We start from the raw sequence: 12176 nt of genomic DNA on the forward strand, positions 1-12176 counted from the left end.
CACCTGCGCCCTTGTCCCGCGTGCAACTTAACCATGAGGCCCCGGGTCAATGGCTCACAAAGCTTGTGAAGCATAGGGCTTGAAAGACCAATTGAACGCAAGCCAACCATCAACGCATGAAGGGTGAACATCCTGAAACAGCTTACTCGCGAGGAGCTTGAGTCCGAGGTCACGCGTCTGCGCCTGGCTGTCAGGGCAACCTGCGACGCCGTCTGGGACTGGGATCTGCAAACCAACCAGGTCATCTGGAACGATTCGCTGCAACAGGCCTATGGCTACGCGTCAACCGCCATAGAACCGACGTGTGACTGGCGGTTTTCGCAGATTCACACGCAGGATCGCTCGCGCGTGACAACCTCGATTCGCTCGGCGATTGACGGCTCTGGCACGACCTGGAGCGCTGAGTACCGCTTCCTCTGCCACGATGGTTCATACGCCGAAGTGCTGGATCGCGGACATCTGATCCGCAATGCCGATGGCAAAGCCGAACGCATGATCGGTGCGATGCTCGACCTCACCCGTTCGCGTAGCGCCGAAACCGCACTACGCCAGAGTGAAGAACGCTTCAGCACCATTCTGGAAACCATCGAGGCGGCGTTCGCCATCGTCAAAGTCAAATTCGACGCCGACGACCACCCTATCGACTATTGCTTCGTCGAAGCCAACCCGGCGTTCGAACGTCAGGCCGGGGTCAATCTGCGGGGCAAGTGGGTCACCGAGTTTGCGCCCAACCTGGAAAAATTCTGGTTCGAAACCTACGGCCATGTGGCCAAGACCGGCGAGCCAGCCAACTTCGAGAACTACGCCAATACCTTCGAACGCTGGTTCGATGTGCGCGCCGTGCGTGTCGGCGACCCGGCCGATCGGCAGATTGCAATCTTCTTCAGCGATGTCACCGAGCGTCGCGACGCGCAAGAACGCTTGCGCGTCAGCGAGGCGGTCGCGCGGGAAAACGTCGAACGGGTCCAACTCGCCCTGGCCGCCGGCGCCATTATCGGCACCTGGCACTGGCACTTGCCCAGCGATCGCTTCAGCGTCGATGAGGCCTTTGCCCGGGTTCTCAACCTCGACCCTGCCTGGGGTCTCGACGGTCTGAGCCTGGAGCAAGTGGTGAAGACCGTTCACCCCGACGACAGAGTCGGACTTACAAACGCCATCAACGAAGTCATTGCCCGCGGCGGTGCCTATTCGCACCAGTACCGAGTGCGCGGTGCGGATGGCCAATACACCTGGATTGAGGCCAACGGACGCGTCGAATGCGCTGAAGACGGCACACCTCTGCGCTTTCCCGGCGTGCTCATCGATGTCGAAGACCGGCGCAATGTCGAAGCCGAGCGCGACCGGGTCACCGCCGCGTTAAAGGCGCTCAACGACACATTGGAGCAGCGCGTCTCGGCGCGCACTGCAGAACTGATGCAGGCCGAAGAGAAGCTGCGCCAATCGCAGAAAATGGAAGCGGTCGGGCAACTCACCGGCGGCCTGGCCCATGACTTCAACAACCTGTTGGCAGGCATTTGCGCCTCCCTTGAACTGATGGAAAAACGCATTGCCCAAGGTCGCTTGAACGACATCGACAAATACATGCTGATCGCCCAGGACGCCGCCAAACGCGCCACCGCCCTGACCCATCGCCTGCTGGCCTTCTCCCGGCGACAGACCCTCGATCCACGGCCGACCGAAGTCAACGCACTGATTGCCGGCATGAGCGAACTGATCCAGCGCACCGTCGGCCCGAGCATTCGCCTGAACACGGTCGTCGCGGCTGATTTGTGGCCGGCGCTGGTGGATGCCAGTCAACTGGAAAACGCCCTGCTTAACCTGTGCATCAACGCCCGCGATGCGATGCCCGATGGCGGCAGCATTACCGTCGAAACCGCCAATCGAACCCTGGATGCTGAATCAGCGCGTGTACGGGAAATGCCCGAAGGGCAATACCTGTGCTTGTCGGTCTCGGACACCGGTACCGGTATGAGTGCGGAAGTCATGGCCAAGGCTTTCGACCCGTTTTTCACCACCAAGCCGCTGGGCCAGGGAACGGGGCTGGGGCTGTCGATGATCTACGGTTTCACCAAACAATCCGGCGGGCAAGTGCGGGTGCAATCGACCGTGGGGCAAGGCACCATCATCTGCATTTACCTGCCGCGCTACCTCGGCGAAACGCAGCGCAATCAGGATGACACGCAAAGCTCAGCGACGCCTCATGCCAAGGCCGGTGAGACCATCCTGATTGTCGACGACGAACCCACCGTTCGCACGCTGCTCAAAGACGTGCTGAACGACCTCGGCTACAACCTGCTCGAAGCTGCCGACAGCGTTGAAGGACTGGAGACATTGCGCTCCAGCGCGCACATCGATTTGCTGATCACCGACGTCGGCTTGCCGGGCGGCATGAACGGCCGGCAAATGGCCGATGCGGGCAGGCAAATCAGGCCGAAACTGAAGACCTTGTTCATTACCGGGTACGCGGAAAACTCAGTGATCGGTAACGGCCAACTCGGCCCCGGTATGCAGGTGCTAACCAAGCCTTTTGCGGTTGACACACTGGTGTCACGGGTCAGTGGTTTGCTGTCCATCGACGTCGAATGAGGGTTGCGCAGGAGACGTCATGAACCTGTTGCGCCCGGCCGTCTTCGCTTGATACAGCGCCTGATCGGCGCACTCGATCAGACCGTGCACCGGATCCAGCTGCGCACCGCGCGCGGCGGCGATGCCGATGCTCAGGCTTACGCGGGTCTCGGGACTGGTGGGGTGGGCAATGTTGGCTTGCTGCAAGCGCTCGATAATCAGCTGCGCAACCACCGTGGCGCCTTCAATGTCGGTGTCAGGCATGATCACCGCGAACTCTTCACCGCCGTAGCGCGCCACCAGATCCGACGGCCGCCGCACACAGGCATCCAGCACGTTACCGACCGCCTGCAGACAGGCGTCGCCGGCAACGTGCCCAAGCGCATCGTTAAACCGCTTGAAGTAATCGATATCGATCATCAGCAAGGCCAGCGACGAGCCGTCGCGCTGTGCCCGCCGCGCCTCTGAAGCCAGGGTCTGATCAAAGCAGCGCCGATTCGCCAGACCGGTCAGCGCATCCTTCATGGCCAACAACTCCAACTGTCGGTTCGAGCCGAGCAACTGCTGTTGAGCGATGCGCAGTTCACCTTCTACCTGGGTCCGACGGCGGATATCGAGAATCAAGAACCAGCCGATCAGTCCGGTAAGCCCCAACAGCCCCGCCACCACCACGGCCGACAGCTGCGCCTCGGTTCGCCAGGCCGCGAGGGCTTCACGCTTGCCGATGGCGACCGTGGTGATCAGCGGCAACTTCTCGCTTTTGCGGAAGGCGTAGAGGCGTTCGACGCCATCCAGGCTGGAGGTATACGACGCGGTACCGACCGATTGATCGACCAGGTACTTGGCGTAGATCGGCGACTTGGAAAGGTTGCGGCCCATGTCCTGCTCGCGGAACGGATAGCGCACCAGCAACGTGCCGTCGGTATACGACAAGCCGATGGCCCCCTCCTGGCCGACGTCGAGTTTGCCGAACAGGCGCAGGAAGTTTTCCACGCCCAACGTCACGGCCACCACCCCGGCAAACTCGCCGCGATCATCATTGAAACGGCGGCTGACGGTGATCACCCACTCCTGATTGGAGCGGCTGCGGATGGGTGGCCCGATAAAGGGTTCGCGGCTCGGGTCGTCGCGATGATGAATGAAGTAGGCCCGATCACTGCTATTGGCCCCCGCCGGAATCGGTCGGTTCGACGACATCAGCCAATGGCCCTGACGGTCATAGATGGTGATCCCGCTCATTTGTGGCATCAACGGCTGTTGGCGGTTGATCAACGCACCCAAGCGCTGGATCTGCGCGGGGCCACTGCCTTCGGTTTCCAGGCGCTCGACCAGCCCGAGCAACAGCAGCGAACTTTGCCGGACAATGCCCTCGGAATAGGTCTCGAGTGCCTGGGTCAGGTTCAACCCGTGCACGTTGACTTCCTCCAGCGCACGATCGCGCGAGGACAGCACTTTCCAGATGGTCAGCGACGCCAGAGAGCAGCCGATGACCAGCAGCAAGAGGGTGACGAGGTGGGTATCACGCTTCACGAAAGTACCTTATGGAAAGTCCGGTTTTCCGTTCCTGCCGTTACTGATTCAAGGCAATAACAGCGGTCGTATGTCCTCGACCGGCGCAAGGATACAAGTAGCGCGCTAAACGCGCAGCAACCGCGTGACGGAACGTCGTTTTCAGTCCCTTGGCGTTGTTTCGCAACGACACGGCAGCGGCCTGCAACTTATATTCACGGCCGCAGGTCACTAGGCTTGCTGAGGTTGAATCCATTCGCAGACCTCGAACATTGAAGACACTGCCGTGGCCGCTGATCTGGATCGCCGCAACAACCTGTCTCTGGACAGCCTGAATTTTTTTCTCGCCGACGTGCGCGACGGTCTCGGCCCCTATCTGGCCATTTACCTGTTGGCGGTGCATCACTGGGAGCCAGCGAGCATTGGCCTGGTGATGACCATCGCCGGGGTCGCCGCGCTGATCACGCAGACACCCGCCGGCGCCTGGGTCGACAACAGCCATCGCAAGCGTGCTTTGATTGCGATCGCCGCGCTGCTGGTGACCGGCAGTTGCCTGTTGCTGCCGTTCGTGACGTCCTTCACCTGGGTGGCGTTGACGCAAACCCTGAGTGCGATGGCCGCATCAATATTCGCCCCGGCCATTTGCGCAATCACCCTGGGCATGACCGGACCGCGAGCGTTCACTCGGCGAACCGGGCGCAACGAAACCTTCAATCACGCCGGTAATGCCTGCGCCGCGCTGCTGGCCGGCGTGTTCGCTTATCTGTTCGGCCCGGTGGCGGTGTTCTATCTGATGGCGGCCATGGCGCTGGCCAGTGTCATCGCCATTGCTTGCGTTTCGCCAGCAGCCATCGACCATGATCTGGCGCGCGGACTCGATCCTGCCGACGCTGGCCATCGCCAGCCTTCCGGTTTATCCGTGTTGCTCGGCAACCGACCGTTGCTGCTGTTCGCCATTTGCTGTGCGCTGTTCCACCTCGCCAATGCGGCGATGTTGCCACTGGTGAGCCAAAAACTCGCGCAAGCCAATTTGCAGATGGCCACCCCGCTGACCTCCGCCTGCATCGTGGCGGCGCAATTGGTGATGGTGCCGGCGGCGTTACTGGTCGGTGCGAAAGCCGATCTGTGGGGGCGCAAACCGCTGCTGCTGGCCGGTTTTCTGATCCTGCCTTTGCGCGGTGTGCTCTATACGCTGTCGGACGATGCCTATTGGCTGGTCGCGGTGCAGATGCTCGACGGCGTCGGCGCCGGTCTGTTCGGCGCCTTGTTTCCAATCATGGTCAAGGATCTCACCCAGGGCACCGGTCACTTCAACATCAGCCTTGGCGCACTGACGACAGCTTTCGGACTAGGCGCGGCGCTGAGCAACGGCCTCGCTGGATTCGTGGTGCGAGAGGCCGGTTACAGTGCAGCGTTTCTAACTTTGGCCGCTATTGCGGCAGTGGCTGTTGTCCTGCTCGGGATCGGGGTGCCGGAAACCCAGCGCAGTGGTCATCTGGCTGAAACCGGCGTGGTCGAGGCCGCTGCAGAATCCTGAACGTATCCTGCTGTTCAGCTTTAACGTACGAGCACGACAAAAGCCTGCTTTTCAGGGCAGGCTTTCGTTTGTCGCGCAGGATTATTTCTGCTGAGCCGTCAGCGCCGAATAGCTGTTCATCAGGTTGCGGTAGTTAGGGATCCGCTGCGACAGCAGATTGCCCAAACCTTCAATATCGTTGCGCCAGTCGCGGTGCAGCTCACACGCCACCGAGAACCAGTTCATCATCTGTGCGCCGGCCTGCGTCATGCGGCTCCACGCGGCTTGTTGCACCGTGGTGTTGAAGGTGCCCGACGCATCAGTCACCACAAACACATCAAACCCTTCCGCCAGCGCCGACAAGGTCGGGAACGCTACACAGACATCCGTCACTACACCGGCAATGATGATCTGTTTACGGCCGGTAGCCTTGATCGCTTTGACGAAGTCTTCGTTGTCCCAGGCGTTGATCTGACCTGGACGAGCGATGTACGGCGCATCCGGGAACATTTCTTTCAGTTCCGGCACCAACGGGCCGTTCGGGCCTTGTTCGAAACTGGTGGTGAGGATGGTCGGCAGTTCGAAGAACCTGGCCAGATCGGCCAGGGCCAGCACGTTGTTCTTGAATTCGTTGGGCGAGAAGTCCTGCACCAAGGAAATCAGACCGGTCTGGTGGTCGACCAGCAGCACGATGGCGTCGTCTTTGTTCAGGCGGTTGTAGGTTGGAGTGGTCATGGTCTGCGTCCCTTTTGAGTTTTTGAAGTTGTTGTTGCGTTCAAGTTGGGTACAGATTACTGACGCATCGAAAAGGGATAAATCGGCTGAAACGCGTTTCACCGTCAACCTGAACGGGACAATTCGCCATCGATGCCTCGGCGTTTTTACCTTCAACCCAGCAGAGTCGCGGTTATTAGCTAATAACACCTTCATTAAACCGTCGCTCAAACGTTGTACTAGGATAGGATCCAAGTCTGCGGTATTTCGTCGACCAAGGAGATCGTCGACGGTGCTGCAGACGTTTTTGAATTGACGCCTCTCAGGGATGACACGCATATGAACTCACACTTGTTCCCCCACATCGGCAAGGTCATCGCCAGCACCGGCAGCCGGCACTTTCCGCGCATGCTGCATGACCTGATCCTGACGCAACTGGCGGTGGACGCCACGCACATCCGGCAGATGCGTGTCGAACCGCTGGGCCGCGCATCGAGTCGCAATGAGCCGGAGCCGCTGAAAGAGCCGGCCCTGCTCGCCGAAACGGTGTTTTCCGAACACAGTGCGGCGGCCCACCACTTACAGAATCCGCCGGCCGCAACCAGCGCAGACGCTTCGCAGCTGCACTTGACCCGGCGCAAGGACGGCTATCGCTACGTGATTTCGGTGTACCGCAACGGCGAGTCGCAGCGTTTTTCCGCGCAGGAGCGCAGCCTGTTGCAGGACATCTCCCCGGTGCTGCTGCCGATGGTGGAAAAACACATCAACGCCCTGCAACCGACCAGCCCTGATCCACAAAGCCTACCCGAGGCCGCCGAAGGCAACGGCCTGGAAACCTTGCGCCTGCGCTTTGACGAGCGCCTGGAGCAACTGGGGCTGAGCCTGTCCAACCGCGAAACCGAAGTGTGTGTCGGCCTGCTCGCCGGCCGCACGGCGCCGGAACTGGCCGAGCAGTTGGCATTGAAGGTCAATACCGTGGAGAGTTATCTGAAACGCGCGGCAATCAAGTTGGGCATCAGCGGGCGGCATTCGTTGATGCGCTGGATGTATTCGCCGTTGGAGGCGTTGGCGTCGAGTGCGGCGTGACAGAGGTGGGTTTTGTGCACGGCTCTGGATCGCTACCCCCTCACCCCAGCCCTCTCCCCCAAGGGGGCGAGGGGGAAAGGGAGCCGATCTCGGTTGAATTCGAAACTGAGTTCGATTTTTTAGCCGATCTTTGTGCTGTTCAAACCCTGAGTTCGACTCGGTATCTCACGTCGGTGCATCTCGAAAGAACACCTCGGTCAGTCCCCTCTCCCTCCGGGAGAGGGTTAGGGTGAGGGCAATCCCGCGACGTGCCCCCATGCCTGATTCACCGCCAATTCCCCCAACATCACCACTTGCGCGATGCCCAGCAAGGTCTGGCGATTGGGCCCCTCCAGCATCCCGGCAAAATCACACAACATGACCGAGGCCGAGGCCAGCGATTCACAGGCGTTTGCCAGCAGGGATTCCGTATCGGTTTGCGGGTTGACCCGGAACATAGCGTTGGGCGTATAGGGCGTGGCCATGATATTTGCCGCAGTGACCGGTGGATCGGGTGTCTTTGACATTCGCACAAACTCCTTCTGCGCAGCGAGGGAGCAGGCTCCCTCGCGCGGCTGTTTCGCAATTAGTTGGGCAAGCGCTGGTTGTCGAGGACGCGACTCACCACCAGTTCACTCAACATGATCACCTGTTGCAGGATCAGCATCTTCTTGCGGTGCGGGCTGTCGATCGAGTCGGCAAGGTCGCGGGCCATGTCACTGGCCGAGGACAACGATTCGTAGGCTTCAACGAGCAGGGTTTCGTCGTCGATGGTGGGGTCGATCAGGTAGATCTTGCCGGTTTTGCGGGTGGGTTTTGAGGTCTTGAGCGCGGAAGGATTGAGGTAGAAATTGATCGCCCGTTCTGTGGCCTCTTTGATGTTTTGAGGTTCTAGTGCGGCGTCGTAGGGGATTGGATCGGTATCTGGTGGGTTGGGTGTGGCTTTGAACATAGATAAAATCTCGTATCGAAATTAACCGGAGCCATCACTTTCGCTACCAAACGAAGGTGGCGGCCATGCGCGGGTTGGTAGACCGGTCGATACGGAAACCCGGCGCTCATGAATGAGCCCCACGCATGTCCACCATATAAAACGCAGCCGCAAAAAAGAGACTGCATAAGGTGGCGCCATACGGCGGTACCGAAGCGGGCTACCAAACCCGATCACTGATTTGCAGTGACAGGCAAACGATATATCCCGACCCATAGCCGCGTAAGCCGGCGGATTCTGGCGTACGCGTAGGTAACGACGCAAGGTGTTGTAGGCGGTATGACGTAACGGGGCGTGTAATTTAAACGGGCAATCGGCGTTGTGTTTATTGACGGAAATACTGGAGGGCGGTGGTTCCAGGTTTTGCAGTGTGTCAGTTGGATCTACCCCCTCACCCCAGCCCTCTCCCCCAAGGGGGCGAGGGGGAAAGGGAGCAGATTTGTGTAGTTTTCGTGCCTGAGTTCGACGCGATATTTCAAGTCGGCGTACCTCGAAAGAACACCGCGATCAGTCCCCTCTCCCTCTGGGAGAGGGTTAGGGTGAGGGCAATCCCGCGACGTGCACCAATGCCTGATTCACCGCCAATTCCCCCCAACATCACGACCTGAGCCATGCCCCACAGGTTTGATGAGGGCCGCTCTTAATCCCGCGCCAACGCCTCAATCGGATCAAGCCGTGAAGCATTCCGTGCCGGCACAAAACCAAACACAATGCCGATCAACGTCGAGCACACCACCGCCGTCAGCACCGACGCCAGCGAAAACACCATCTCCCACTCCTTGATAAACACCGAAAACAAATGCCCGATCGCATACGACAGGGAAATCCCGATCGCCCCGCCCAACAGACAGACCATCACCGCCTCCACCAAAAACTGCTGACGAATGTCCGACTGCCGCGCGCCCACCGCCATGCGAATACCGATTTCCCGCGTACGCTCGGTCACCGACACCAGCATGATGTTCATCACTCCGATCCCCCCCACCACCAACGAAATCACTGCAATCAGCGACAGCAGCAACGCCAGTGAACGGCTGGTTTTCTGCACGGTCTGCAAGACGCTGTCGAGGTTGTTGGTGAAGAAATCCTTGGTGCCGTGGCGTTGCAGCAGCAGTTGGGTGACGTGTTCTTCCACCACTTTGCTCGGCTGGCCGTCCTTCATGCGCACGCTGATGCTGTCCAGATATCGCTGGCCCAACACCCGCCCGGCGGCGGTTTCATAAGGCACCCAGACGTTGAGGGTCTTGCCCGAGGCGAACAGGCTTTTATCCTGCGCGGCCACACCGATCACCGTGCACGGCAGGTTACCGATCAGGATCACCTGGCCCAACGGATCCACGTCTTGCCCAAACAGGCGCTGCCGGGTGTTGTGATCGATGACCACCACCTGCGCCTGGCGCCGTGCATCGTTTTCGCTGAACGCAATACCCGCCGCCATCTTGATCCCGCGCACCTTGAAGTACTGATCGCTGACGCCATTGACCTGTGCATCCAGGTCGATATTGCGATAGCGCAGCAACAGGCTGCGGCCGATCATCGGCGTGGCGCTGTCGACGTAATACAACTGATTCAGCGCGGTGACATCGGCCGGCGTCAGGGTTTCGATGGCGGCGGCACGTTTGTCGCCGTAACTGCTGCCGGGATAGACATCGATGGTGTTGCTGCCAATCGCGGCGATGTCCTTGAGCACGTAATTCTTGGCGCCCTCCCCGACCGCCGAAATCGACACCACTGAGGTGATGCCAATGACGATACCAAGCATGGTCAACAAGGTGCGCATGCGATGGGAAATCAACGCCACCCACGCCATGGCGAACGCCTCTTTGAACAACCCGAGACTGGCAACAAGACGCCGGGAGGCGGTGGCTTTCGGCGTCACCGGTTCGTCGCTGAGCAGATGCGTAGTGTCGCGTTCGTTGGCGCGGTCGCTGAGGATTTCGCCGTCGCTGACTTCGATGATGCGCTCGGCGTTGGCCGCGACTTTCGGGTCGTGGGTCACCAGAATCACCGTGTGCCCCGCCGCGTGCAGCTCCAGCAGGATGCGCATCACCTCTTTGCCGCTGGCGGTATCGAGGGCGCCGGTCGGTTCGTCGGCGAGGATCACTTCGCCGCCATTCATCAAGGCCCGGGCGATACTCACCCGCTGCTGCTGACCGCCGGAAAGCTGGCTCGGCCGATGCGCCAGGTGTCCCTCCAGGCCCAGCCGCGCCAACAATTCACGGGCACGGGCATGGCGCTGAAGCTGCGGCGTACCGGCGTAAATCGCCGGCATCTCAACGTTGTGCATCGCGCTCAAATGCGGCAGCAAGTGGTAACGCTGGAAGATGAAACCGAAGTAGTCACGGCGCAGTTCAGCCAGCGCCTGATTGTCCAGATCGCGGGTTTCCTGGCCGTTGATCCTGTAGCTGCCGGCGGTAGCGTAATCGAGGCAGCCGAGGATGTTCATCAGCGTCGATTTACCGGAACCCGAAGCGCCAATGATCGCGACCATTTCCCCGGCGTTGATTGTCAGGTTGATGTTTTTCAGCGCCAGAAATTCGCGGTCGCCGGCGGTGAAACTGCGGGTGATGCCGGTGAGCTGCAGCAGTGGCTCAGTCATGCTCAGGCCCCCGCTACATTGGTCAGCGGATCACCGATGACCACGCGATCACCTTCCGCCAAGCCGTCATTGATCTGCACTTTGACGTTGTTGTTGATCCCGGTCTGCACATTGCGCGACTGCGCGTGGCCCTTGGCATCCAGCACCCTTACAGGGAAGCTGCCATCGGCATTGCGCGGGCCGAGCGCCGCCACCGGCACGGTCAGCACAGCCTTGGCGGTGTCGAGGATAATGCGCACCTGCGCGGTCATCGAAATGCGCAAACGATGGTCGGGGTTCGGCACCTCGAACAAGGCGTTGTAGAACACCGCGCTGCTTTGTTTCGGCGTACCGGCGGGCGGCGTTTCGAGGAAATTCTGTGGCGCCGGGTCCGTGCCGCGCAATTTTGCGTAGTAGCGTTTGTCCTCGCCAAGAATGGTGAAATACACTTCTTGCCCCGGCGCAATGTGGATCACATCGGCCTCGGACACCTGCGCCTTGACCGTCATGGTGTCCAGATCCGCCAGTTTCAGCAGGACCGGCGCCAGTTGGCTGGCGATCACCGTTTGCCCTTCCTGCGTCACCACACCGACCACATCACCATCGATCGGCGCAACAATCCGCGTGTAGGCCAGATTGACCTTGGCCGTGTCGATCTGGATATGCGCACTTTTGATCTGCGCATCCAGCGACATCAGGTTAGCCTGCTGCACCTGATAATCCGACTCGGCGGTTTCGAAATCCTGGCGCGAGATCGACGCGTCGTCCTGCAAGTTCTTGTAGCGCTCGTAAATCGCTTTGGTCTGCCTCAGTTGAGCCTGGGTCGCGCGTCTTTGCGCTTGCAGGTTTTCCTCATCAACCTGGGCCTGACGCAGGGTGTTCTGCAACACCAGCGGATCGATTTCCGCCAGCCACTGGCCCTTCTTCACCTTGTCGCCAACCTTGACCTTGAGCGACTTCAATTGCCCGGACACCTGCGCACCGACGTCCACTTGCTTGATGCCTTCGAGCAACCCGGTGGCCAGCACCGCGTTTTCGATGTCACTGCGTTCAACCGGCGCGGTCAGGTATTGCGGCGCCTCGGCCGGTGCCTGCACCGCGTAGAACGCCAATCCTGTTACTGCCACTAATGCCAAACCCATACCGACTTTGCGCAACTTCGACTTTTCCATAAATAACCACAAGTCCGTTCAGGGGTGAACCCGGCCAGCGGCCGGGCTCTGGTAGATAAACAACAA

General features: G+C 60.0%; 9 protein-coding genes. 3 read left to right on the forward strand and 6 right to left on the reverse strand.

The annotated features are described in order from the left end of the window. Positions 1-123: 123 nt before the first annotated feature. Entirely contained in the window at positions 124-2586 is a 2463-nt protein-coding gene (locus U6037_RS16820; protein WP_322843816.1) for a PAS domain-containing protein, read from the forward strand. On the opposite strand, the gene U6037_RS16825 is transcribed toward U6037_RS16820, so the two are convergent. Further along, positions 2548-4095 carry a sensor domain-containing diguanylate cyclase gene (locus tag U6037_RS16825; RefSeq protein WP_322843817.1) on the reverse strand — a complete coding sequence of 516 codons (1548 nt, stop codon included), beginning with the start codon at positions 4093-4095 and terminating at the stop codon, positions 2548-2550. The two genes, U6037_RS16820 and U6037_RS16825, sit on opposite strands and share 39 nt — an antisense overlap. A 265-nt stretch (positions 4096-4360) precedes the next feature. Between U6037_RS16825 and U6037_RS16830 the strand changes: the two genes are divergently transcribed. Then, positions 4361-5611, forward strand: coding sequence for an MFS transporter (locus U6037_RS16830; protein ID WP_322843818.1), 1251 nt, complete (start codon positions 4361-4363; stop codon positions 5609-5611). 81 nt (positions 5612-5692) lie between these two features. On the opposite strand, the gene ycaC is transcribed toward U6037_RS16830, so the two are convergent. After that, on the reverse strand, positions 5693-6325 hold the full coding sequence (ycaC, locus tag U6037_RS16835) for an isochorismate family cysteine hydrolase YcaC (protein WP_064390431.1): 633 nt from the start codon (positions 6323-6325) through the stop codon (positions 5693-5695). Between the two features lie 318 nt (positions 6326-6643). Here ycaC and U6037_RS16840 point away from each other — a divergent pair, with 318 nt between their 5' ends. After that, entirely contained in the window at positions 6644-7390 is a 747-nt protein-coding gene (locus U6037_RS16840) for a helix-turn-helix transcriptional regulator (RefSeq protein ID WP_322843819.1), read from the forward strand. A 224-nt stretch (positions 7391-7614) separates the two neighbouring features. Here the strand turns inward: U6037_RS16840 and U6037_RS16845 are convergent, their stop codons facing one another. The 4 genes from U6037_RS16845 to macA form a co-directional block, all read right to left on the reverse strand. Further along, complete coding sequence (locus U6037_RS16845) at positions 7615-7896, reverse strand: DUF6124 family protein (protein ID WP_256588333.1); 282 nt, start codon at positions 7894-7896, stop codon at positions 7615-7617. 59 nt (positions 7897-7955) lie between these two features. Beyond that, positions 7956-8321 carry a DUF6124 family protein gene (locus U6037_RS16850; RefSeq protein ID WP_095111868.1) on the reverse strand — a complete coding sequence of 122 codons (366 nt, stop codon included), beginning with the start codon at positions 8319-8321 and terminating at the stop codon, positions 7956-7958. Positions 8322-9000: 679 nt separating this feature from the next. Continuing rightward, positions 9001-10959 (reverse strand): MacB family efflux pump subunit, encoded by a 1959-nt coding sequence (locus U6037_RS16855; RefSeq protein WP_322843820.1) that lies wholly within the window; start codon positions 10957-10959, stop codon positions 9001-9003. 2 nt (positions 10960-10961) lie between these two features. Then, positions 10962-12110, reverse strand: a complete 1149-nt coding sequence (gene macA / locus U6037_RS16860) for a macrolide transporter subunit MacA (RefSeq protein WP_322843821.1) — start codon at positions 12108-12110, stop codon at positions 10962-10964. Positions 12111-12176 lie beyond the last annotated feature (66 nt).

This window comes from Pseudomonas sp. B33.4, assembly GCF_034555375.1.
GTDB lineage: Bacteria > Pseudomonadota > Gammaproteobacteria > Pseudomonadales > Pseudomonadaceae > Aquipseudomonas.

What these genes read in the sequence shown, in the direction of transcription:
- U6037_RS16845 (WP_256588333.1), bottom strand. Translation starts at nt 7,896, where the DNA reads ATGTCAAAGACACCCGATCCACCGGTCACTGCGGCAAATATCATGGCC.
- ycaC (WP_064390431.1), bottom strand. Translation starts at nt 6,325, where the DNA reads ATGACCACTCCAACCTACAACCGCCTGAACAAAGACGACGCCATCGTG.
- U6037_RS16840 (WP_322843819.1), top strand. Translation starts at nt 6,644, where the DNA reads ATGAACTCACACTTGTTCCCCCACATCGGCAAGGTCATCGCCAGCACC.
- macA (WP_322843821.1), bottom strand. Translation starts at nt 12,110, where the DNA reads ATGGAAAAGTCGAAGTTGCGCAAAGTCGGTATGGGTTTGGCATTAGTG.
- U6037_RS16850 (WP_095111868.1), bottom strand. Translation starts at nt 8,321, where the DNA reads ATGTTCAAAGCCACACCCAACCCACCAGATACCGATCCAATCCCCTAC.
- U6037_RS16855 (WP_322843820.1), bottom strand. Translation starts at nt 10,959, where the DNA reads ATGACTGAGCCACTGCTGCAGCTCACCGGCATCACCCGCAGTTTCACC.